General features: G+C 69.0%; 20 protein-coding genes. 16 read left to right on the forward strand and 4 right to left on the reverse strand.

Annotation, left to right across the window (positions count from 1 at the left end; genetic code table 11):
* Nucleotides 1-38: 38 nt before the first annotated feature.
* The 6 genes from R0232_RS36960 (at nt 39) to R0232_RS36985 (ending at nt 8,247) form a co-directional block, all read left to right on the forward strand.
* A complete protein-coding gene (locus tag R0232_RS36960; protein WP_431514188.1) occupies nt 39-2,240 on the forward strand; it encodes a cellulose biosynthesis cyclic di-GMP-binding regulatory protein BcsB in 2,202 nt (733 codons plus the stop codon).
* An 18-nt stretch (nt 2,241-2,258) separates the two neighbouring features.
* Nucleotides 2,259-3,956, forward strand: a complete 1,698-nt coding sequence (locus R0232_RS36965; protein WP_431514189.1) for a glycosyl transferase family protein — start codon at nt 2,259-2,261, stop codon at nt 3,954-3,956.
* Entirely contained in the window at nt 3,953-6,742 is a 2,790-nt protein-coding gene (locus tag R0232_RS36970) for an NfrA family protein (RefSeq protein ID WP_431514190.1), read from the forward strand. Before R0232_RS36965 ends, R0232_RS36970 begins: the two co-directional genes overlap by 4 nt.
* A 147-nt stretch (nt 6,743-6,889) precedes the next feature.
* A complete protein-coding gene (locus R0232_RS36975; protein WP_431514191.1) occupies nt 6,890-7,291 on the forward strand; it encodes a hypothetical protein in 402 nt (133 codons plus the stop codon).
* Nucleotides 7,288-7,761 carry a hypothetical protein gene (locus tag R0232_RS36980; RefSeq protein ID WP_431514192.1) on the forward strand — a complete coding sequence of 158 codons (474 nt, stop codon included), beginning with the start codon at nt 7,288-7,290 and terminating at the stop codon, nt 7,759-7,761. Before R0232_RS36975 ends, R0232_RS36980 begins: the two co-directional genes overlap by 4 nt.
* 84 nt (nt 7,762-7,845) lie before the next feature.
* The gene (locus tag R0232_RS36985) at nt 7,846-8,247 is read left to right on the forward strand and encodes a hypothetical protein (protein ID WP_431514193.1); all 402 of its coding nucleotides are present in this window, start codon (nt 7,846-7,848) and stop codon (nt 8,245-8,247) included.
* Here R0232_RS36985 and R0232_RS36990 read toward each other — a convergent pair.
* Entirely contained in the window at nt 8,244-9,206 is a 963-nt protein-coding gene (locus R0232_RS36990) for a DUF4434 domain-containing protein (protein ID WP_431514194.1), read from the reverse strand. The genes R0232_RS36985 and R0232_RS36990 overlap by 4 nt on opposite strands.
* A gap of 337 nt (nt 9,207-9,543) precedes the next feature.
* On the opposite strand from R0232_RS36990, the gene R0232_RS36995 reads away from it, so the two are divergent.
* Both R0232_RS36995 and R0232_RS37000 read left to right on the forward strand, forming a co-directional pair.
* Nucleotides 9,544-11,724 (forward strand): TonB-dependent receptor, encoded by a 2,181-nt coding sequence (locus tag R0232_RS36995; RefSeq protein ID WP_431514195.1) that lies wholly within the window; start codon nt 9,544-9,546, stop codon nt 11,722-11,724.
* Between the two features lie 23 nt (nt 11,725-11,747).
* Nucleotides 11,748-12,488, forward strand: a complete 741-nt coding sequence (locus tag R0232_RS37000; protein WP_431514196.1) for a cobalt ABC transporter substrate-binding protein — start codon at nt 11,748-11,750, stop codon at nt 12,486-12,488.
* Nucleotides 12,489-12,540: 52 nt separating this feature from the next.
* Here the strand turns inward: R0232_RS37000 and R0232_RS37005 are convergent, their stop codons facing one another.
* The 3 genes from R0232_RS37005 to prpR are packed head-to-tail and all read right to left on the reverse strand — an operon-like array spanning nt 12,541 to nt 15,205.
* Complete coding sequence (locus tag R0232_RS37005; RefSeq protein WP_431514197.1) at nt 12,541-12,873, reverse strand: HigA family addiction module antitoxin; 333 nt, start codon at nt 12,871-12,873, stop codon at nt 12,541-12,543.
* 47 nt (nt 12,874-12,920) lie between these two features.
* The gene (locus tag R0232_RS37010) at nt 12,921-13,190 is read right to left on the reverse strand and encodes a type II toxin-antitoxin system RelE/ParE family toxin (protein ID WP_208510080.1); all 270 of its coding nucleotides are present in this window, start codon (nt 13,188-13,190) and stop codon (nt 12,921-12,923) included.
* 59 nt (nt 13,191-13,249) lie between these two features.
* Nucleotides 13,250-15,205 (reverse strand): propionate catabolism operon regulatory protein PrpR, encoded by a 1,956-nt coding sequence (prpR, locus tag R0232_RS37015; RefSeq protein WP_431514198.1) that lies wholly within the window; start codon nt 15,203-15,205, stop codon nt 13,250-13,252.
* 163 nt (nt 15,206-15,368) lie between these two features.
* Here prpR and R0232_RS37020 point away from each other — a divergent pair, with 163 nt between their 5' ends.
* The 8 genes from R0232_RS37020 (at nt 15,369) to R0232_RS37055 (ending at nt 23,418) form a co-directional block, all read left to right on the forward strand.
* Nucleotides 15,369-16,565 (forward strand): CaiB/BaiF CoA transferase family protein, encoded by a 1,197-nt coding sequence (locus R0232_RS37020; RefSeq protein ID WP_431514199.1) that lies wholly within the window; start codon nt 15,369-15,371, stop codon nt 16,563-16,565.
* 8 nt (nt 16,566-16,573) lie between these two features.
* The gene (locus tag R0232_RS37025) at nt 16,574-17,518 is read left to right on the forward strand and encodes a hydroxymethylglutaryl-CoA lyase (RefSeq protein ID WP_431514200.1); all 945 of its coding nucleotides are present in this window, start codon (nt 16,574-16,576) and stop codon (nt 17,516-17,518) included.
* Complete coding sequence (locus tag R0232_RS37030) at nt 17,515-18,507, forward strand: tripartite tricarboxylate transporter substrate binding protein (protein WP_431514201.1); 993 nt, start codon at nt 17,515-17,517, stop codon at nt 18,505-18,507. Before R0232_RS37025 ends, R0232_RS37030 begins: the two co-directional genes overlap by 4 nt.
* 2 nt (nt 18,508-18,509) lie before the next feature.
* On the forward strand, nt 18,510-19,376 hold the full coding sequence (locus R0232_RS37035) for an isocitrate lyase/PEP mutase family protein (RefSeq protein WP_431514202.1): 867 nt from the start codon (nt 18,510-18,512) through the stop codon (nt 19,374-19,376).
* Between the two features lie 36 nt (nt 19,377-19,412).
* Nucleotides 19,413-20,447 carry an alpha/beta fold hydrolase gene (locus R0232_RS37040; protein ID WP_431514203.1) on the forward strand — a complete coding sequence of 345 codons (1,035 nt, stop codon included), beginning with the start codon at nt 19,413-19,415 and terminating at the stop codon, nt 20,445-20,447.
* 44 nt (nt 20,448-20,491) lie between these two features.
* Entirely contained in the window at nt 20,492-21,478 is a 987-nt protein-coding gene (locus R0232_RS37045) for a Bug family tripartite tricarboxylate transporter substrate binding protein (protein WP_431514204.1), read from the forward strand.
* A 69-nt stretch (nt 21,479-21,547) separates the two neighbouring features.
* Nucleotides 21,548-22,219: a hypothetical protein gene (locus R0232_RS37050; RefSeq protein WP_431514205.1), complete on the forward strand. Its 672-nt coding sequence runs from the start codon at nt 21,548-21,550 to the stop codon at nt 22,217-22,219.
* Entirely contained in the window at nt 22,150-23,418 is a 1,269-nt protein-coding gene (locus R0232_RS37055) for an IS1182 family transposase (RefSeq protein ID WP_431514645.1), read from the forward strand. Before R0232_RS37050 ends, R0232_RS37055 begins: the two co-directional genes overlap by 70 nt.
* Nucleotides 23,419-23,452 lie beyond the last annotated feature (34 nt).

The following is a 23,452-nucleotide window of genomic DNA, read 5'->3' on the forward strand; positions in this document are numbered from 1 at the left end:
TTTCTCAAGTTTCCGAAGTCTTCCTGCCGAGTCTCTCCATGCCTTCTCTGTTCTCACGACGGATCGTCCCCACGGCCCTGCTCGCCCTGAGCACCTCCTTCCTCGCACACGCCAGCCCCGCGAGCGACGCGCTGCAGCGCCTGCAGGGCGAGACCTGGGTCAACCGCAGCTTCGCGCTGTCGGACCTGGGCATCGGCGACACCGTGCTGCTCAACGGCTTCGACAGCCGCCAGGAGTTCTACCTGCCGGTGCCGCGCGGCCTCGCATTGGCCGAGGCCAGCATCGACTTCAGCGGCCGCTACCACAAGGCCGAGGGCGGCAGCACCTCGATGCTGCTGACGGTCAACGGCCGGCCGGTGCAGGCGCGCCGCATCGAGGCGGCCGAGGGCGACGCGAGCCAGAACCTCAAGGTCGACACCGGCGTCGCGCGCACGGCGAACTTCGTGCGCCTCGGCGTCCAGTGGTCGAACAACGTGGCGCGCCGCGTCTGCGAACTCGAGCGCTCGACCGGCAACGTGCTCGCGATCTCGCCCGAGACGCGCTTCAACTACCGCTTCAACAGCGGCGCGCTGACCAGCCTCGCCGATGCCTGGGCCACGCTGCCCGCGCGCCCGGTCCTGCTGGTGGCTTCGCGCAATCTCTCCAAGACCAGCTACGACAGCGCCTGGCGCCTCGGCGTGGCACTCGAGCAGGCCAACCGCCGCGTGCAGATCCAGTCCTTCCCGGTGGCCGGCGACATCGTCGACACCTCGGGCTGGCAGGTGCCCGCGGGGCTGGCCGCGCTGCCGGCCTTCGCCGGTCTCGCCAGCGGCAATGCGCGCTACGAACTCAAGAACGAGGCCGAGGTCGGCGCGCTGCTGGTGCTCGGCGCCACCACGGCCAGCGGCGATGTGCTGGTGGCCGATGCGGCGCTGCGCCAGCAGATCGCCAAGGCGCTCGAGGCGCTGGCCGTGCAGTTCGCTGGCGACGCCGACGCGCTGCGCGCCTTCGCGCTCTGGCGCGAGCAGCAGACCGCGCTCGCCGCGGATGCCGCCAGCGCCGGCCAGGTGCGCCTCGCCACGCTCGGCGCGCACCCGGTGATCGTGGTGCCCGAGAACGCGGGCGCACAGGCGGCCGGCGTCTTCGCCGAGGCCTGGCGCAACCTGCTGGTGTCGCGCCAGGCCGGCGTGCGCACGGCCGACGCGCCCGATGCGGGCGAACGTCCGGCGATCCGCCTCAACAGCCTCGGCGCCAGCGAGGCCGGCTTCGACGTGGTGTCGCGCGGCGAGTGGACCGCCACCCTGCCGCTGGGCGTGGTCGCGGCCAACGGCCGCATGCCTTCCGAGCTGGTGATCGACGTGGCCGCCGCGCCCGGCGCTTCGTCCACGCGTCCCGTGGCCTCGGTGTTCTGGAACGACGTGCTGCTGTCGGCCAAGCGCCTGGAGGCCGATGGTCGACCCGAGCGCCTCGATGCGCGCATCCCCGGCTATGCGCTGGGCCTGAGCAACGTGGTGCGCGTGTCCTTCCAGCGCCAGCCCTATTCGAACGACTGCCAGGAGATGCCGCAGGGCTTCCCGGTCAACGTGCTGCCCACCAGCTTCGTGCGCGCGGGTGATGCGCAGCCCGACGGCAGCTTCGTCGGCCTGCTGCCGCTGATGTCGGGCAACCCGCAGGTCGCCGTGCCGCAGGCCTGGCTGGCCGACGCACCCGCGAGCCTCGCGCGCCTGGTGCGCATGGCCGTGGCCGCCGGCGTGACGCCGGTGCGCTCCGAGCTGGTGGTGACCCAGTCCGGCGCCTTCTCGCCGAGCAAGCCCTTTCTCGCGCTGCAGGTGGCGGTCGACGGCGCCGCCTCGAAGGTCGAGGTCAAGGACGCGAGCCTGCGCATTCACGGCCGCAAGGCGCCGTGGCTCGAGGTCGACGACCTGTCGCAGCTGAGCGCCATCGAGGTGAGCCGCGCGCATGGCCAGGACGGCATGCAGTGGCAGCCGATCGGCGCGCGCCCCGTGGTGCCGGCCAAGCCCTTCGTGCTGAACCGCGGCGACATCGCGATGCTCGGCGCCGAAGGCCCCGTGAGCTGGCTCGACAGCGGCAATCCCGCGGACGCGAGCGCGCGCCGCGGCGGCGAAGGCGCGTTCTTCGAATGGCGTTCGTACGCCGCCTGGGGCATGCCGGTGATCGGCGTGGCCGTGTTCGCGCTGCTGCTGCTGATCCTGCTGGCCTGGCGCGCACGGCGCCGCCACGCGCGCAAGTCGCAGCAGTAAGGATCCGACCGAAGCCGCATGTTCGAGCTCTACGGACCCTTCCTGCTGGCCGACTACTACCGCGGTCTGGAGATCGTGACCGCGGTCGTCGGCGTGGTGATCCTGCTGTCGAGCATCGACGACCTGTTCGTCGATGCCTGGTACTGGGTGCGCGAGATCTACCGCTCGCTGACCGTGCGCCGCCGCTACCGGCGCCTGACCGCCGCGCAGCTGCGCGCGGCGCGCGAACAGCCGATGGCCATCATGGTGCCGGCCTGGCTCGAGTACGACGTGATCGCGCCGATGCTCGCCAACATGGTGTCGACGCTCGAGTACAAGAACTACGCCATCTTCGTCGGCACCTACCGCAACGACGCGCGCACCATCGCCGAGGTGGAGCGCATGCGCCGGCGCTACCGCCAGCTGGTGCGCGTGGAGGTGCCGCACGACGGCCCGACCTGCAAGGCCGACTGCCTCAACTGGGTGGTGCAGGCGCTGTTCCAGCACGAACGCACCATGGGCGAGCCCTTCGCGGGCGTCGTGCTGCACGACAGCGAGGACGTGCTGCATCCGCTCGAGCTCAAGTACTTCAACTACCTGCTGCCGCGCATGGACTTCATCCAGCTGCCCGTGACCTCGCTCGAGCGCCACTGGTTCGAGCTGGTGGCCGGCACCTACATGGACGAGTTCGCCGAGTGGCACAGCAAGGACCTCGTGGTGCGCGAGAGCCTGTCGCGCATGGTGCCTTCGGCCGGCGTCGGCACCTGCTTCTCGCACCGCGCGCTGCAGACGCTGGCCGCGGAACTCGACAACCAGCCCTTCAACACCGCCAGCCTGACCGAGGACTACGACATCGGCGCGCGCCTGGGCCGGCTTGGCATGAAGCAGATCTTCGGCAAGTTCGACGTCGAGTACGTGACGCGGCGCACCGCCTGGTTCGGCGCCGGCCGCGAAAAGCTCGGCTCGCTGCGCATGCCGCTGGGCGTGCGCGAGTACTTCCCCGACACCTTCCGCACCGCCTACCGCCAGAAGGCGCGCTGGACCCTGGGCATCGGCCTGCAGGGCTGGGAGCAGATGGGCTGGACCGGTTCGCTGGCCACCAAGTACCTGCTGTTCCGCGACCGCAAGGGCCTGTTCACCGCCTTCGTGGCCATCCTCGGCTATTTGCTGATGCTCAATTTCCTGCTCTTCTTCTTCGCCGACGCCATGGGCTGGTGGACCGTCTACTACCCGTCGATCTTCCAGTCGGGCGGCTGGCTCATGACGGTGATGGAGCTCAATGCCGTGGCGCTGCTGCTGCGCTTCGCGCAGCGCTTCCATTTCGTGTCGGCGCTCTATGGCTGGGAGCACGGGCTGCTGTCGATACCGCGCATGGTGATCGGCAACTTCATCAACGCCATGGCCGCGGCGCGCGCATGGAAGCTGTTCCTCTCGCACAAGCTGTTCGGCAAGCGGCTGGTGTGGGACAAGACCATGCACGACTTCCCCTCGGCCGACCAGCTGGTGCAGCAGCGCCAGCGGCTGGGCGAGGTGCTGCTGTCGTGGCGCGCGATCGACGAGACGCAGCTCGACAACGCGCTCACGATCCAGCGCGGCACGGGCCGCAAGCTCGGCAGCATCCTGCTCGAGCAGGGCTGGCTCGACGCGGGCACGCTCGAGGAGGCGATCTCGTTCCAGCGCGGCGATTCGGTGCTGGCGCCGCTCGCGCCGCAGGGCGCGCAGGGAGTGCCGGCATGAAGGGGCTCGACAACCGCACGCTGCTGGCGGTCGCGCTGGCCGCGGCCTGGCCTGCGGTGCCTGCGTTCGCCGCCGTGCATTCGCTGCCGGCCGCGCCTTCGCCCTCGACGTCGACCTCGACCGCTTCCACGCCCGGCGCCGCGCCGGTGCCGACGCGCACCGCGCCGCGCAAGCGCTCGTCGCATGGTCGTGCCTGGCAACTGGCCGACCAGGCCTTCAAGGCCTATGGCCGCGGCGACTTCGAGACCGCGCTCGCGCGCGCCGATGCGGCCTTGCGGCTGCAACCCGCGGCGCAGCGCGTGCACCTGCTGCGCGTGTATGCGCTGCAGAAGCTGGGGCGGGCCGACGAGGCCGCGCGCGCGGCCGAGCATGCCATCGACCAGGGCCATGGCAACGCGGCGCTGCGCACGGCACTGGCCAACCTGCGCGCCACGCCCGCCGGCGGCACGCCCGGCACCGAGGCCTACCGCGCGGGCTTCCCGCTCGCGGCGCAGGCCTACCGCGACTACGCCGACGGCCGCGATGCCGAGGCGGCGAAGTCGGCCGAACAAGCCGTGCGCGCCGATCCGAGCCAGGGCCCCTGGGCACTGCTGTGGCTCGACGCCCTCGCGCGGCAGCAGCGCCACGACGAACTCGTGCAGGCCGCGGCCACCGCGCTGGACCTGGGCGCGCCGAACACCTCCGACATCGCCGCGCGCGTGCGGCAGGCCGGCCGCTCGATCGCGCTGCAGCATGCGCAGAAGGCCTACGACGCGCTGTCGCGCCAGCAGCCGCGCGCAGCCGTCGACGAGGCGCGCGAGGCGGTGCGCATCGCGCCCGATGTCGCGAGCCATCGCCAGTTGCTGATCGATGCGCTGCAGGCCGTGCCCGACCTCGAAGGCGCCGAACAGGCGACCACCGAGGCAATGGCAGCGCAGGACGACGGCGCGGCATTGCGGCTGCAGCGCGCCTACCTGCGCCAGCAGCTGTCGCGCGGCGGCGAGGCGCAACAGGATGTCGATGCCGTGATCGCCGGCGCGCAGGTCGATGAGGCACAGCGCCGCGACGCACGCCTGATCGGCGCCGACCTCGCGCTGGCCGCGCGCGACGGCGAGCGCGCACGCACGCTGCTCGCGCCGCTGCCGCCCGACGACACGCAGGTGCGCTCGCGCCGCCAGCGGGCCGAGGATGCCGCGAGCGGATGGGGCTCGCCCGCCACGCCGCCGGTCACCGCCTATGCGCCCGTGAAGCTCTGCAACGACACGCCCGAGGGCCCGGCCTGCGCGCTCGCGCCCTGGGACTCGCCGAAGGCCGGCGATGCCGCCACGCGGGCCTACGCGGCCTATGCGCAGAAGCGCTATTCCGAGGCCATCGCGCTGGCGAAGCAGGCCGCGGCCGAAAGGCCCGACGACGCATCGCGCCAGAAGCTGCTGACCACCACGCTCGCCGCGGGCACGACCGCGGAACGCCAGCAGGCGCTGCAGCGGCTCGACACCGCGATCGCCGCGCAGCCCGCCGACGCCACCCTGTTGCGTCAGCGCGGCTACCTGCACATCGCGAACAAGGACCCGGCGCTCGCGCTGCAGGACTTCGTCGCGGCCCGCCACACCGGCCAGGCCCCGCGCAGCAACTTGCTCGACGAAGCGCAAGCAGCCGCCGGCACCGGCGACCGCGTCGGCGCGGCCGCCACGCTGCGCCAGGCCGTCGACGACGAGGACGTGGGTTGGCTCTCGCTCGACCGTCAGCAGCTCCACGACCTGCGCGGCACCATCGCCAGCTATTCGCGCGAATGGGGCGTGAACAGCACCGTCGGCTACCGCGGCGCGCATGCCGCCTCCTTCGGACTGCCCGGTCAGCCGGTGGCCGTGCCCGGCAACGCGAGCTTCAACACCACCGAGGTGTTCTGGCGCCCGAGCGGCATGCTCAACACCAACCGCAGCATCTTCGACGTCTACGGCCGCCTCTCGACCACCCTGCACGCCGGCACCGACGTGACCGCCGCGCAGCTCGTGCAGAACCCCTGCGGCGGCATCGGCATCACGCCCGAGCAGCGCACCCGCGGCATCGCCGGCCTGCCCTCGACCAGCGGCGCCCTCGGCGTGCGCTACACGCCCGACACCGCGACCGGCCTCACCTTCGGCCTCGAGCGGCAGTTCATGCTGGGCAGCGCCACGCGTTCCGGCGCCATCGATCCCGCGCCCGCGAGCCTGCGCTGCCAGCTCAACAACCGCTCTGCGGCCCTCGACTACCGCGCCGACACCGGCTCGGGCGGCTGGCAGGCCTACCTGCTCTACGGCTTCTACGAGGGCACCGGCCGGCGGCTCGACACGCGCAGCTGGTTCACGATGGAAGGCTACCTGCAGGCTGGCTACACCCTGCTCGACATGCCGGCCGCCTACACCGTGCGCGACACCGCCGGCAACGTGCTCGCCGACGGCAGCGGCCGCCTCAAGCGCGGCCAGGGCTTCGCCGCGGGCGAGGTGCGCATCGGGCGCAGCTTCGTCACCGACTACAACGACCGCCTCGTGTTCTTCCCCCACGTCACGCTCGCCGCGGACTGGTTCTCCAACCGCAACCGCGCGAGCGGCGTGCCGATCGCGGGCTTCGACAGCGTGGCCCTGTCCGACCGCGGATCGAGCTGGTCGGCCGGCGCGGGCGTGGGCATCAACCTGCGCTACTGGTTCAACGAGGACCGTTACAACGCGCAGCGCTCGCATGTGGATGCGAGCTTGCAGTACCGGACCACGCTGGGAGGGGTGGCGGGGCGGGCGAAGGGGGTGTTCTTGAATTTGACGTTGTCGTACTGAATCCTCGTACGCTGCCAAGGCACTTCGCCAGCACTCACGTGGCCTTCATCTTCAAGCGAGGCGTCCATCCCTCATTTGCGGGATGCGTACAAACGATGTAATCCGGCACGCTGATGCACGCGTTCACTGCGTGAGGAGGCTACCGACATGAAACTTTCCTTGACCCCATCGCGAGCGCTGCAGCTTGCAGCGGCCATCGCTACGGCAACTCTCCAAGCTTCCGCGGCGGCACAAAGCGGATCGATCGGATACGGAAGCTCGTCTCCCGGCGGTCCGCGTGCGATCGAGGAACAATCTGCAGCCGTCAGCTACAGCTCGAGGGCGTCTGCATGCGGGCTTGCAAAGTCCGCCGCTTCCGACTATGCAAAGCGCAAGCCAAACATGAAAGACATGAGCATCGGCAACTGCGAGTGCTCGGTCGCTAGAAAGGCGCTGTGGCTTCCGCAACAACAAGCCCAGTATTCGAGGGAAACGGGACAGAGCATCGGTTCGACCACTCCCGTCGATGTTCATGAGTGCACTGTTTCGTTCAGGGTGTCGTTCAAATGACCCGCGCACTTCGGCTGCTCGCCTGTGGATTCTTGATCTCCGGCAGCGCCTGCGACGCAAACGAGAGCCTTGCAAGGTATGTCACGGGCTGCGATTTCTCCATGGAGGTTCCGGTCAAATCCAAGAACTGCTCCGCGAACACCGTCCGCAGCGTCCATGACATCTCCGTCGACGACCAATTCGTTCAATTGAAATACACATTGGAAGAATCCGGTTGTCTCGAGCAGAAAACCGAAAATTTCACGAGAATTCCAAGAAGAGGAGTCACGCTAGCAACCGACGATCACGCGTACGCGACCACCAAGACGATTGCTTTCAGGTGCGAGGAAGGTGTTGCATGCGTGCAGAACGTCGTCTCGACCGAGAAAGGTCAACGCCGCGAGAAACTGTTTGGGTTTACGTTCGGCGCCTGCAACGCGGTGGTTCAGGAGAAGATGCGTCGCCTGCTCGGCGACCTGATAAAGCAGTAGTTCCGAACGTCTCCCCGGAGAAATGGGGTTCGAACCGTGCTCCGGAATGACGATTTATCTGAAGAAATCAATCTCCCAGACAGTATGACGAAGAATTATTTTTTCAAGCTCTGCCTTCTATTTCTGGCTTCCTTTCACGGCAATTCTTTCGCAGAAGGAAAGTACGCTGCCTGTCTTTGGAAAGACGGATCTGACTATTACATCTACGAGATAGATGATCAGAAAGAGGAGTTCAAGTTTTCCACGACATTCGACTATGGAACGGACGCCTTGAGCAGGGTCCCGCACAAAGAGAATGCAAACTACAGGGAATACGTGAAGTCTTTTTCGAAGCAGAAGATCGAACACTGCCGCCTCAACAAGAGCAAGGGAATCGAGTCTTGCTATGCGCTGAATCGAGTCAATGGCACGCTCTCACGGACATATGGGGATCGCCCCGCCGAGGTGACTTCGTGCAGCGCCGGCCTGCCGACATCGAAAATCTAGCGTAGGGGGGAGCGAGCGCCAGGCACCGAGGAAAGTACGCCCCACTCCCCCAACAAGCGCTTCGCCTCCGGCTTATCCCCCACCATCCACGGATCGATCGCGAACGCGATCACGCGCTCGGCGCCATAGCCGCGCGCGATCTCCATCTGCCGTCGCACGCGCTCGGGCGTCGCGGCGCGCGCCTTGAAACCCTCCTCGCCCCCCGGCGCCGCAGGCAGCTGCTCGAACAACTCGACCACCAGATCGAAGGCCACGCCACGCTGCCGCAACAGCGCGCGCAACGGCTCGAGCCCCGCGAGGTTGTCCATGCCGGCCACGCCCACGCCGTCCTGCAACATGGGCCGCAGCGGCACGCGGTCGAGGATCTGCGACCAGAGTTCCGCGAGCGAGCCCTCGGTCGGCAGCCGGCTGAAGAAGGTCGACACCGCGAGCGGCTGGCCGCCCGTGCGGCGGGCCACCGCTGCGATGCCGTCGAGCCAGTCCACCAGTTGCCCGCGTCGCTCGGCCGTCGCCCAGTTGTACTGGTCGATCTCGTAAGGCAGATACCAGCCGCGAAAGCCCTGCCGCTTCGGCCACGGGGACGACTGCATGAACCGCAGGCAGCGATCGCGCGCAGTGGCCAGCAAGGACGGCAACACCGCCGGGTCCTTCGACCCCATGGCCTTCCACCAGCCTTCGTCGTAGGGCAGACCCATGCGGATGCCCATGCCTTCGCGCGCGGCCTCCTCGAACAGCAGCGCGAGCAGGCTGTCGGGCGGCGCCCAGTCGAACGCACCGCCGTACAGCGCGCTCCACTGCAACACGATCTCGTCGCAGCCCAGCGCGCGCGTGATGCGCAGCCTGCGCCGCCATTCGTCGATGGAGAGCGATTCGTGGCTCTTCCAGGGTTGCAGGAAGCTGCCCTGGAACTGGCGCGGTGGCGGCGCGCAGGCGCTCAGCAAGGCGGCCGCCGCCAGCATCAGGCAACAGCGTCGGCGAAGCAGCGGAGGCGACAACGGAGGCACGGGGATGGGAGGCATCGGCCCACAGTATCGGCGCGTCGCCGCGCGAGGTTTCGCGCCGTGGCGGCAGGCCACGGGCGGCTGTGGTCTTGAGGACACATTTGTCCACAAAGGTCAAAAGGCATAGGAAGGTTTGCAGCGACCCCAACCTATGATGAGAATCGTTTTCATTCATAACAAGCTCGCCCGAGCCCGGCCACGCTGGCCCACCCGCGTCGTGCCGTCCCGATTCCGACCTCGCCCCGCCCCCGCACCGGCTCGCCGGTGCCTGCCTTTTCTCGCCGATTCCTGACCGATGCCCTCGTCCGCCGCTTCCTCGTCCCGCACCGCTTCCTCCTTTCCGCCCTCCTCCCTCCGCCCGCTGGCGCGCCATTGCCTGGTCGCCTGTCTGGCCTTCGCCGCCGCGAGCGCCGCGGCCCAGACCACCGCGCCCGCGCAGGGCCAGCTCGGCGAAGTCGTCGTCTCCGGTGAAGCCGAAGCCATCGGCGGCCTGCAGAAGACCTATGCCGGCGGCCAGTTCGCGCGCGGCGGCAGCCTCGGCATCCTGGGCATCACCGACCTGATGAACGTGCCCTTCAGCACCACCAACTACACGGCCGAGCTGATCCAGAACCAGCAGGCGCTGAGCGTGGCCGACGTGGTGATGAACGACGCCTCGGTGCGCCCGCTGACCTCGCGCGGCGGCTTCGGCGACGACTTCCAGATTCGCGGCTTCACCGTGCCCAACGCCGACATCGGGCTCAACGGCCTGTTCGGCCTCACGCCCACCACGCGCGTGCCGCTCGAGATGATCGAGCGCGTCGAAGTGCTCAAGGGCCCGGGCGCGCTGGCCAACGGCGTCGGCCCCAGCGGCAGCGTGGGCGGCAGCATCAACGTGGTGACCAAGCGCGCGGCCGATGCGCCGCTCACGCGCCTGACCACCACCTTCATGAGCAAGGGCCAGCTCGGCACGCATCTCGACGTGGGCCGCCGCTTCGGCGACGAGAACCAGTGGGGCGTGCGCGTCAACGGCGTGTTCCGCAACGGCGAAGGCAACATCGACAACGGCAAGCAGAAGCTCGGCCTCGGCTCGCTGGGCCTCGACTACCTCGGCACGCGCCTGCGCTGGTCGCTCGACGCCTTCGCGAGCAAGGGCGAGACGCGCGAGTTCCGCCCGCAGACCAGCTTCGCGGCCGGCATCACGCGCATTCCCGAACCGCCGTCGGCGCGCCTGAACTTCTACCCTGGCACCGAGCTGAACGACAACGTCAAGACGGCCATCTCGCGCATCGAGTACGACATCAGCGACAGCACCATGGTCTACGGCAGCGTGGGCTACACCGACCTCGACTACCGGCAGGTGTTCCCGAGCGGCCGGCCCAATTCGCTGGGCAGCTTCAACGTCTCGAACGCCTACTACGACTTCTACAGCAAGACCACCGCGGCCGACGCCGGCGTGCGCACCAAGTTCAAGACCGGCAGCGTGGGCCACACGGTGGCGCTCGGCGTGAACCTGCTCGACCAGGAGTCGGGCTTCTTCTATGCGACCTCGCGCACCACGAATCCGTCGAGCCTGTACCTCCCCTCTGCGCTGCCGCTGGTGACCACGCCGCGCACGCCCGCGGTGAAGTCGGCCGAGCTCAAGCAGTCGAGCGTGGTGCTGGCCGACACCATGTCCTTCGCCGACGGCCGCTTCCTCGCGACGCTGGGCCTGCGCGACCAGACCATCGAGCAGGAGAACTTCTCGCAGACCTCGGGCGCGTCGACCAGCCGCTACAAGGCCAGCGCGACCTCGCCGCTGGTGGGCCTGGTGTTCAAGCCGGTGCAGAACGTCTCGGTGTACGCCAACTACACGGCCGGCCTCACGCGCGGCGGCACGGCCGGCCCGGGCACGGCCAACGTCGGCGAGACCTTCGCGCCGCAGAAGTCGAAGCAGTACGAAGCCGGCGTGAAGGTCGACTGGGGCCGCCTCACGACGCAGGCCGCCGTCTACCAGATCACGCGGCCCAACGCCCTCACCGACCCGGCCACGCTGGTCTACAGCTTCGGCGGCGAGCAGCGCAACCGCGGCCTCGAGCTCACGGCCTACGGCGAACTCCAGCAGGGCCTGCGCGTGATGGCCAGCGCGGCCTTCAACGACGCCAAGCTCACGCGCACCGCGGGTGGCACCAACCAGGGCAAGGATGCGGCCGGCGTGCCCGACCGCACCTTCAACCTGGGCCTGGACTGGGACACGCCGTGGGTGGCGGGCCTGAGCCTGAACGGTCGCGTGATCCACACGTCTTCCGTGTATGCCGACACCGCCAACATCCTGCGCGTGCCGGGCTGGACGCGACTCGACATCGGCGCCCGCTACGCCACGAAGATGGGCGGCAAGCCCGTGACCTTCCGCGCCAACCTCGAGAACGTGTTCGACAAGAACTACTGGGTGACCAGCACCTACGTCACCGTGGGCGCGCCACGCACGCTGATGCTGTCGGCCACCGTCGATTTCTGAACCTGAACCAAGGAGCTTTACGCATGAACCGCATCACCGCCATCGCCACCGCCGCCTTCGCCCTGCTGGGCTTCGCGGGTGCCGCGCAGGCGCACCAGATCTGGATCGAGCAGCCGGCCGGCGAGAAGACCGCCGTCGTGCGCTTCGGCGAATTCGGCGAGAACCTGCGCGAGGTCTCGCCGGGCCTGCTCGACAAGTTCGGCAAGCCCACCGCCACGCTGGTGTCGGCCAAGGGCGAGCAGAGCGTCGACGCGCAGAAGACCGCCAGCGGCTTCGCGCTGCCCTTCGGCGCCGCGGCCGGCGAGAGCATCGTGGCCGAGGACGCGGGCTATCCGCTGTTCAACCGCAAGCAGGGCGACAAGCAGACCGTCGGCCGCTACCACCCGGCCGCGCGCCTGGTCACCGGCTTCGCGCCGCTGCAGCCGAAGCTGGTGCTCGACATCGTGCCCGCGGGCCATGCCGGCGAGTTCAAGCTGTTCTTCAAGGGCCAGCCCAAGGCCAAGACCAAGGTCGCGCTGGTCACGCAATCGGGCTGGGCCAAGGAAGGCCACACCGACGAACAGGGCCTGGTGAAGTTCGACCTGCCGTGGCAGGGCACCTACGTGGCCGAGGTCAGCGTCAGCGACGCCGTGGCCGGCGAACGGCCCGGTGCCAACGGGCCCGAGAAGTTCGACAGCGTGAGCTATGTGACGACGCTGACCTATGTGAAGGCGGACGGCATCGCGGCGCTGCCGGCGGGGCCTGCGGCGGCGCCGAACAAGTAAGTCGACGGGACCGAGGGCCGCGGCCCTCGTGCCTTTGACCGCCGGTGCGCTCTTAGGAGGTGAGCGCCAGGCGGTCATCGTCCGCAGCCCGCGGCGAGACCTCCCTGGAGATCGCCTTGCCTACTGCCTTGGCGACGATCTTGAAGTCGTAGGTCGCCTGCATGGTGATCCAGCCCTGCGCGTCGGCTTCCTCACCGCCGAAATAGCGAACCAGGCGCAGGGCCGTGTCCGGCGTAATGCCGCGACGCTCGAGCACGATGTCGTTGATGCGCGAGGCTGGCACATGCAATGCCTTCGCCAACGCGTTCGCCGTCATGCCGAGCGGCTTCAGGTAGTCCTCGCGAAGGACTTCACCCGGATGGACCGGGCGCATTCCATTCTTCATGTCGCACTCCATTGCGTAAGAACAATCGGCCAGCCGGGCTGGTCTGATCAGTGCGGGTCGTCGATCCTGACGTCGTGGGGCCCCGCTGGACCCCATTTGAAGATCAGCCGCCACTGCTGGTTGATCCGTATGTGCCACGCATCGTCGTAGAACTTCAAGTCATTGCCGGGCGGCATCTTCATGAAGGTCAATGACGGCGCGGAGTCCAGTTGCGTCAACTTGCGCGCCGCGACATCCCTGATGTTCGCGAACTTGGCGCTCTTGCCGGTCGTGAAGAGCGCTTCGGTATCGGGGCAGGAAAACGACTGGATCGGCATCGGTGAATCGTATACCGTTTAACGGCAGACGGTAAACTTTTTCCTCGATCTCCCTGGCGTCATGTCGCCTCGGCATCTCCCATCTCCCGCACCCACCGCCACAAGGTCGACCGACTCACCCCGAGCTGCCGCGCAGTCTGCTGGCGGTTGCCGCCGTTCGCAGCCAACAGTTCGCGCCACTGCGACTTCGCGGGCACACCGCTCACCTCGACCGGCGCGGCGTTCTCGTCCGCGAACAGCTCCGGGCATTCGTGCCGCAGCTCCTCCCAGCGAATCTCCTCGATGCGCTCGAACTGCATGAGGAACACGGCGATGCGCTCGCCCACGTTCTCGAGTTCGCGCACGTTGCCGGGCCAGCCGTAGGCCAGCAGGCGCGGCATCAAGGGTGCCAGCGCACGCCGTGCATCGAGCGCGCCATGGCCCTGCCGCTGCAGGCAACGCTCCACCAGCACCTGGGCCAGCAGCGCCACGTCCTCGCGCCGTTCTCGCAGCGGCGGCAGCACCAGGCGCAGCGTGTTGATGCGGTAGTAGAGGTCCTGGCGAAAACGCCGCTCGGCGATCATCTGCTGCAGCGGCTGGTGCGTGGCCGCGATCACGCGCACGTCGACGGGAATCGGCGCGGTCGCGCCCAGCCGCGTGATCTCGCGCTCCTGCAGCACGCGCAAGAGGCGCGTCTGCAGGTGCAGCGGCATGTCGCCGATCTCGTCGAGGAACAGGGTGCCGGTGTGCGCGGTCTCGAACAGGCCGCGCTTGCCGCCGCGGCGCGAGCCGGTGAAGGCGCCCTCCTCGTAGCCGAACAGCTCGCTCTCGAGCAGCGCCTCGGGAAAGGCCGCGCAGTTCACCGCCACGAAGGGCCGGCCCGCACGGGTGCTCTCGTTGTGGATCGACTGCGCGAAAAGCTCCTTGCCCACGCCGCTCTCGCCCGCGATCAGCACTGTGAGGTCGTTGCGCGCGAAGCGCTGCGCGGTCTGCACGGCGCGCGCAAAAGCCGGGCTGTGTCCCACGAGGCTCGCGAAGCGGTGCCGCGCCGCGCTCTGGCGGCGGCCGTGCTGCATGCGCAGGCTGGTGTCGGCCTCCTGGATTGCGCGCGCGTCGTAGAGCGTGAGCGCGGCGCCGACGATCTCGCCGTGCTCGCGGATCGGCGTGCGATTGACCACCCAGTCGCGCTGCGCGAAGCGCTGCACCAGCGCGCGTTCCTCCAGGCCCTGGTCGAGCGTGGCCTGCAGCGACAACTCGGGCTGCATCAACTCGAGCGAACGGCCCAGCAGGCGCGCGGGCGCATGGCCCAGCAGCAGCTGCATCGGCGGATTGACGGCGATGATGCGGTTGTCGCGGTCGACCGCGAGCACCGCCTCCTGCAGGTTGTGCAGCACGCCATTGAGCTGCTCGTAGCGCCCGGCCTCGAGCCGCGCCACGCGCGCGAGCTCCATCGCGTCCTCGAAGCCCTTGCGGATGCTCGCGAGCGAATAGGCCAGCAGGCCGTGCAACCCCGCCTGCTGCGCCAGCTCGACCACCAGGCTCGAACCCACGATCACGTCGAAGCCCTCGCGGCGCAATGACTCGAAACGCTGGCGTGCGTCGTCGGGCGTGCGGTAGGCGTACTGGCTGACCTCGATGTTGAGCAGGTCCTTGACCTCGTCGAGCTCGGGAATGGTCTGGCCGTACATCACCACGCCCACGCGCTTGGCGATGCGCCGCGCCTTGATCAGCGCCTGCATCAGGTCGAAGCCGCCGAGCTGGATCGTCGCCACCGGCGCCTCGAGACCGGCGCGCAGGATGCTCGCGTTCGAGCCCGCGCTCACGAAGGCATCGACCAGGCCGCGCTCGAGGCGGTCGCGCGCGATCGCGAGCGCGTCGCCGAAGGTGCCGTCGACCACCTCGATCTCGGCGCGGCCGACGTACTCGGCCACCACGGGCAGAGCGAATTCGCGGATCTGGCGGTAGCTCAGGAAGCACAGGCGCGGCAGGCCGCGGCGCGCGGGCGAGGCCGGGTCGGAGGGGAGTGGGCGTTCCATCATGCGTTGCATTGAAACATGCCAAGCGTTTCATCCATGTCGCACAAGACACAGTGAAAACCCGATCCCCTCCAGAAATCTCCTTTCACATCAACGACTTGCCTCCAGGCCCAAACGCTGGCACATGCCGTGCAACACGAAGGTCTTTCAGGAGACACACGACTTGGCACTCGAACACATCACGGTGCTCGACCTGACGCACATGCTGTCGGGCCCCTACGGCACCATGCTGCTGGCCGACCTCGGCGCGCGCACCATCAAGGTCGAGCCGCCCGGCAGCGGCGAAGGCACCCGGCGCCTGCTGGAGAACGATCCCGACTACGCGCGCGGCGGCATGGGCGCCTACTACCTCACGCTGAACCGCAACAAGGAGAGCGTCTGCGTGGACCTCAAGAGCCCCGAGGGCAAGGCCGTGTTCCTCGACCTGGTGCGCCGGGCCGACGTGGTGTTCGACAACTTCAGCGTCGGCGTCACGCAGCGCCTGGGCATCGACTTCGACTCGCTGTCGCAGGTCAACCCGCGCATCGTGACCTGCTCGGTCACGGGCTTCGGCCAGACCGGCCCCGAGACGCAGCGCCCGGCCTTCGACCAGGTGGTGCAGGCGATGGGCGGCGGCATGTCGATCACCGGCACGCCCGAGAGCGGCCCCACGCGCAGCGGCATCCCGATCGGCGACCTCGGCGGCGGCATGTTCGGCGCGATGGGCGTGCTGGCGGCGCTGGCCGAGCGCGAGCGCACCGGGCGCGGGCAGCACGTCGACATCTCGATGCTCGACGCGCAGATCTCGCTGCTCAACTACATGGCGACCATGCACCTGATGTCGGGCCACGTGCCCGCGGGCATCGGCAACGGCCACTTCGTGCACGTGCCCTATAACAGCTATCCCACGGCCGACGGCCACATCATCATCGCCTGCATCGGCGACCCCTTCTTCGAGCGCTTCGTCGAGTTCATCGACCTGCCGGAGCTGCGCGACCCGGCCTACCGGCAGCAGCCGGTGCGCTTCGCGGCCAAGGCCGAGATCGACGCGCTGATCGCCGGCGAACTGCGCAAGCAGCCGACCGCGCACTGGCTCGAGCGGCTGCGCCAGGCGCGCATTCCGTGCGGGCCGGTCAACGACTTCGCGCAGGCGCTGAGCGACACGCAGGTTCTCGCGCGCGACATGGTGGTCGAGGTGCCGCTGCACACCGGCGAGACCGTGCGCATGCCGGGCAACCCGATCAAGCTCTCGGCCGCCGCGCCGAAGGCCTACGGCAGCCCGCCCTCGCTCGGCGAGCACACGCGCCGCGTGCTCGGCGACTGGGTCGGCTATTCCGACGCGAAGCTGGACGCGCTGCGCCAGGCCGGCACCATCGCCTGAAGATGCCGATGGAAGCCATCCACATCACCGACGTCGCGCCGCGCGACGGCCTGCAGAACCAGCCGGTGCACCTGGGCGCCAACGACAAGCTGCGCCTGGTGCAACTGCTCGCGGCCGCCGGCGTGCGCAGCGTCGAGGCCACCAGCTTCGTGTCGCCCAAGGCCGTGCCACAGATGGCCGACGCGGCCGAATTGCTGCCGCTGGTGCACGCGGCGCTGCCCGAGCTGCGCTGCTCGGTGCTGGTGCCCAACCTCAAGGGGCTGGAGCGCGCGCACGCGGCCGGCGCGGCCGAGATCGCGGTCGTGCTCTCGGCCACCGAAACCATGAACCGGCGCAACATCAACATGGGCCTGAACGAAGCCACCGAGGTCGGCGAACGGACGCTGGCCGCGGCGCAAGCGCTGGGCCTGCGCACGCGCGCCTACGTGGCCGTGGCCTTCGACTGCCCGTTCGAGGGCGAGACGCCGCTGGCCGAGGTGCTGCGCCTCGCGCAGCGCATGCAGGACGCGGGCGCCGGCGAGATCGTGATCGCCGACACCATCGGCTCGGCCTCGCCGGGCATGGTGAAGCAGCGCATGCGCGTGCTCGCCGAAGCCATCGCGCCCGAGCGGCTCGCGATCCACCTGCACGACACGCGCGGCATGGCGGTCGCCAATGCCTGGGCCGCGCTCGAGGCCGGCATCCGGCGCTTCGATGCCAGCGTGGGCGGCATCGGCGGCTGCCCGTTCGCGCCTGGCGCGGCCGGCAACCTCGCCACCGAAGACCTGGTGCTGATGGCCGAGCGCAGTGGTTTTTCCACCGGCATCTCGCTCGACGGCCTGCTCGAGGCGATCGACTTCGCGCAGGAACGGCTGCAGCGCCCGCTCGGCGGCCGCGCCATCGCTTGGCTGCAGCGCCAGCGCGAGAAGAAGAATTCATCCAACAACACATCCCCGGAGACAGCCAACACATGACGAACCCGTCGACTCCCTTCACCGCGCATCCCACCCGCCGCACGGCGCTCGCCGCGCTGGCCGCCATGGCCTCGGCCGGTGCCTGGGCCCAGGCACCGGCCGCGAAATTCCCGACCAAGCCCGTCACGCTGGTCGTGCCCTACTCCGCGGGCGGCGGCACCGACATCGTGGGCCGGCTGATGGCGCAGCGCCTGTCGGACCTGTGGGGCCAGTCGGTGGTGGTGGACAACCGCACCGGCGCCAACGGCGTGATCGGCTCGAACTTCGTCGCGCGCGCGCCGGCCGACGGCCACACGCTGCTGCTGGTGGTGGGTTCGCACGCGGTCAATCCGGTGCTGATGAAGAGCCTGCCCTACGACACCGACAAGGCCTTCACGCCGATCACCAACATCGCGAACTCGCCCTCGGTGCTGGTGGTGCAGGCCAACGGCCCCTACAAGACGCTGCGCGACGTGATCGAGGCCGCGCGCAAGGAGCCGCTGGGCGTGGGCTATTCCGAGGGCCAGACCCGGCTGACCGGCGAGATGATCCGCCAGGCCGGCAAGCTGCAATCGACCGGCGTACCCTACAAGGGCGGCGCGCCGATCATGGTCGACATCATCGGCGGCCACCTGCCGATGGGCGTGACCAGCGTGCTGACGGCCCTGCCCCACGTGCGCTCGGGCGCGCTGCGCGTGGTCGGCGTGGCCGACACGCAGCGCATGGCGCTGTTCCCCGATGCGATGACCTTCAAGGAAGCCGGCCTCGACGGCGTGGAATCGCTGAGCTGGTATGGCCTGTTCGGCCCGGCCGGCCTGCCCGCGCCCATCGTCGCGCAGATCAACCAGGACCTGAAGAAGGTGGCGGCCGACCCGGCCGTGCTCAAGCAGATGGAGGACCAGGGCGCGCACATCACGCTCACGCCGCCGTCCGAGTTCCGCAGCTTCCTCGCGGCCGAGACGAAGAAGTGGACGCTGGTCGCGCAACGCGGCGGCATCCGGGCCGAGTGACGATGGCCAGCCCCCTCCTTCGCGAGAAGCTCGAGCGCCGCGAGTTCATCGTCATCCCCGGCCTGCAGGACATGATCGCCGCCACCATGGCGGCCAAGGTCGGCTTCGACATCGTCTACGGCTCGGGCTTCTGGCTCACGGCCTCGAGCCTGGGGCTGCCCGACGCGGGCATCGCCACCTACACCCAGATGCTCGACCGCATGGCGACGCTGGTGCGCAGCAGTGGCGGCGCGGCGGTCATCGCCGATGCCGACACCGGCTACGGCGGCCTGCTCAACGTGCACCACACGGTGCGCGGCTACGAGGCGGCCGGCGTCACGGCCATCCAGCTCGAGGACCAGGAGTTTCCGAAGAAGTGCGGCCACACGCCGTTCAAGCGCTGCGTGCCGGTGCAGGACATGGTCGACAAGATCCGCGTGGCCGCCGAGGCGCGCGAGGACAGGAAGAACTTCCTGATCATCGCGCGCACCGATGCGCGCGCCGAGCTCGGCGTGGACGAGGCGCTGCGCCGGCTCGAGGCCTATGCGCGCGCGGGCGCCGACATCCTGTTCTTCGAGGCGCCGCAGTCCGAGGACGAGATGCGCCGCGCCTGCGAGGCCTTCGAGCTGCCGATGATGGCCAACATGTCCGACGGCGGGAAGACGCCGATGCTGGACGCGCAGACGCTGCAAGAGATCGGCTTCTCGCTCGCCATCTACCCGTCGATGACCAGCCTCGCGGCCGCGGCCGCGATGGAGCGCGCGCTGCGCCACCTGAAGGCGAGCGGCGGCAGCCTGGCACCGGGCGACGATCTGTTCGACTTCAACGAGTTCTGCCGGCGCATCGGCTTCGAGGAGGTCTGGGACTTCGAGAAACGCTGGGCGCGATAGCGCGCTCACCCACACCAACAACAACGGAGACAAGAGATGAGAAACGCATGGAAGCTCGCGCTGCTCGGCATCGCCGCCGCGGCCCTGGCCGGCTGCTCGACGGGCGCGCTGCAGGTGGCCGACGTCGGCAGCTATCACGTGGGCGGACGCGCCGTCACGCTCACGGGCCTGCCCGAGAAAGAGCTGGTGTTCACGCCCGGCGCGCCGCCGCTGAAGTTCGACCCCAACGGCGACTTCGAGGTCGAGGGGCTCTATGCGCGCTACACGCGCCTGGCGAACCCGAAGGGCCGCTATCCGCTGCTGCTGTGGCATGGCGGCGGCCTCTCGGGCGTGACCTGGGAGACCAAGCCCGATGGCCAGCCCGGCTGGGAGAACCACTTCCTGCGCGCCGGCTGGGACGTGTACGTGAGCGACGCGGTGGAACGCGGCCGCGCCTCGTGGGCCCGCTATCCCGAGATCTTCAAGAGCGAGCCCTTCTTCCGGCCGAAGAAGGAAGGCTGGGAGCTGTTCCGCATCGGCGAGACCGGTTCGTACGACACCGATCCCGCGAAGCGCCGCGCGCTGCCGGGCACGCAGTTTCCAGTGGCCAGCTTCGACCAGTTCGCGAAGCAGTCGATTCCGCGCTGGAGCACCAACGACGCGGCCACCCAGGCGGCCTACGACGCCTATGTGCAGAAGGCCTGCCCCTGCGTGATCGTGGTCCACAGCCAGGGCGGCAACTTCGCCTTCAACTCGGCGCTCAGGTACCCCGACAAGGTCAAGGCCATCGTCGCCGTCGAGACCTCGGGCTCGCCGAATCCCGAGACCACCGACTTCGCGCGCCTCAAGGGCGTGCCCATGCTGTGGGTGTGGGGCGACAACCTCGAGCGCTATCCGTTCTGGACGCGCATCACGGCGCAGCAGGAGAACTTCCGCCAGCGGCTGATCGCGGCTGGCGGCACCGGCGACCGGCTGCTGCTGCCGGAGCTCGGCTGGCGCGGCAATTCACACATGCTGATGATGGACCGCAACTCCGATGCGATTGCCGAGCGCGTCGACCAGTGGCTCGCGAAGCAGGGCCTGAAGCGCTGAACGGAACGAAGAGCGAAACCAAGAACGAACGAAGGAGACAAGCGATGAATGCACTGAGGAACACGCTGGCGCGCCTGCTCGCGGCCGCACTGCCGCTGGCGCTGGCCATGGGCCCCGCGGCCGCGCAGCAGGACTACCCGGCCAAGCCGATCCGCCTGATCGTGCCCTTCACGCCCGGCGGCGTGACCGACACCGGCGCGCGCGTGGTGGCCGACAAGCTCGGCGCGCGCCTGGGCCAGAGCGTGGTGGTCGACAACCGGCCCGGTGCCTCGGGCAACATCGGCACGCAGATGGTGGCCAGCGCGGCGCCCGACGGCTACACGCTGCTGCTGGGCTTCGACGGCACGCTGGTCATCAACCCGCACGTCTATGCCAAGGTGCCGTTCGACACCCTCAAGGACTTCGTGCCGGTCAGCAAGATCGGCGACGCGGTGCTGATCATCGTCGTGCACCCGTCGGTGCCCGCGAAGACGCTGTCCGAGCTGGTGGCCTATTCGAAGACCAACCCGGGCGGCGTGTCGTACGGCAGCGCGGGCACCGGCAGCACGCCGCACCTGGCCGGCGAACTGCTCAAGGCCCGCACCGGCGCGAACTTCGTGCACGTGCCCTACAAGGGCGGCGGCCAGTCGATGACCGACCTCGTCGGCGGCTCGCTGCCGATGCTCTACACCGCGGTGGCCGGTGCCTATCCCTTCGTGCAGAAGGGCCAGATCCGCCCGATCGCCGTGTCGAGCGCGCAGCGGCTGGCCTCGCTGCCCGATGTGCCCACGGTCGCCGAATCGGGCGTGCCGGGCTTCGAGTCGAGTTCGTGGATCGGCATCCTCGCGCCCGCGAAGACGCCGCAGCCCATCGTCGAGCGGCTGCAGCGCGAGCTGCATGCGGTGGTGCAGTCGCCCGAGGTGCGCGAGCGGCTGGCGTCGCTGGGCATCTCGGCGCTGGGCAACACGCCCGGGGAGTTCGGCCAGCAGATCCGCGCCGACCTCGCGAAGTACGACCAGATCGTGAAGGCGGCCAAGGTGCGGGTCGACTGAAACCGGGCGTGGGGCGTGCGCCACCGCACAATGCGCTGGCACGCATCCTCGTGCGACCGCCGCCGCCCCATGAACCCGATCGAGATCCGCGCCCTGCCCGCGCATGCCCTGCTCGCCCGCTACGAAGGCACGGGCGCCTACACCGACTGCCACACACTCGCCGTCGACGGCCGCGTGCCGCTGGCCAGCTACATCGAGGCCTTCTACACCTCGCCGGTCTTCAAGCCCGAGCGCTGGCTGCTCGGCGTCGTGCTCGGACGGCGCGCGAGCGACGCCGATGCGGCCGCGCTGGCCGCGGGCCACGTCGACACCTTCTCGGCCTGGCGCGTCGAGGCGCGCGCGGACGACCAGATCGTGCTGGCGACCGGGCGCACGCGCAGCTGGCTCATGGTGGCGCCGCGCGCGGACGGTGCGGCGCCGCGGACCACGCTGTTCTTCGGCTCGGCCGTCCTGCCGCGCGCGAAGGGTGGCCTCGGCTGGACGATCGATGCGCTGACGGGCTTCCACAAGCTCTATTCGCGCGTGCTGCTGCGCGCCGCCGCGAAGCGCGTCGCGGCTAGGAGTCTGCGCGGCAGAAGGATGACGAGTTTGAGAAGGCTTGGTAGATTGCGGTCATGGCCGCAAGTTACCTCCCCTACGAACCGCAACAACAACGGCTGCTGCCCGAAGCGCTGCAAGACTGGCTGCCCGAGGGGCACCTGGCGTACTTCATCAGCGACAGCGTCGACAGCCTGGATCTGAGCGCCTTTCACGCCCGCTACGCCAAGGCAGGCCCACGCAACCAGCCGTTCCACCCGGCCATGATGGTCAAGGTGCTGATCTACGGCTACGCCACCGGCACCTTCAGTTCGCGCAAGCTCGCAGCCAAGTTGTTTGATGACGTGGCCTTGCGGGTACTGGCCGCCGAGAACTATCCGGCGCACCGCACGCTCAGTGACTTCCGGGCACTGCACCTGCAAGAGCTGTCGGCCCTGTTCGTGCAGGTCGTTGGCCTGGCGCGCGAGTGCGGCCTGGTCAAGCTGGGCACCGTGGCGGTGGACGGCACCAAGCTCAAGGCCAACGCCAGCCGCCACAAGGCCATGAGCTACGAGCGCATGCTCAAGGCCGAGGTCGAGCTCAAGGCGCAGATCGACGGACTGCTCAACCGGGCCAAAGCGGCTGACGATCTGGAGAAGAACGAGCCCGACGTTGACATCCCCGGCGAAATCCAGCGCAGAGCCGACCGGCTGGCCGCGATCACGGCGGCCAAGCTGCGCCTGCAGCAGCGCCAGCAAGAGGTCGATGCAGCGCGCGGGCGCAACCCGGACGACCAGCGCAAACCCCGCGACAAGGACGGCAAACCCAAGGGCGGGCGCTACAAGCGCGACTTCGGTGTGCCCAAGGACAACGCCCAGGAGAGCTTCACCGACACGGACAGCCGGATCATGAAGCGAGCCGGTGGGGGTTATGACTACAGCTACAACGCGCACACGGCGGTGGACGAGGCCGCCCAGATCGTGGTGGCGGCCGAACTCACCAACAACGCCGCCGACAGTGATCGCCTGCCGGTGCTGCTGGCGGCGGTCAAGGCCAACCTGGGACACGACGCCGAGCAGGTGCTGGCCGATGCGGGGTTCCGCTCGGAGGCGGTGTTCGAGCAGCTCAAGGACAGCCCGAGTGAGTTGATCGTGGCGCTGGGGCGAGAGGGCAAGCAGGCGGTGAGCATCGACGCGAACCAGTACCCGCACACCGCAGCGATGGATGCCAAGCTGAGGGCGCCACGGGGCCAGGCGGCCTACCGCAAGCGAAAGTGGCTCGTGGAGGCACCCAACGGGTGGATCAAGAGCGTGCTGGGGTTCAGGCAGTTCAGTCTGCGGGGGTTGGAGAAGGTCCAGGCCGAGTTCAAGCTCGTGTGTCTGGCGCTGAACCTGCGCAGGATGTGCAGTTTGCGAGGGACTTGAGGGGATTGGCGGCTCTCAGGAGGCCGCGCAGGCC

This window comes from Variovorax sp. DAIF25 (genome assembly GCF_050711835.1).
GTDB lineage: Bacteria > Pseudomonadota > Gammaproteobacteria > Burkholderiales > Burkholderiaceae_C > Variovorax.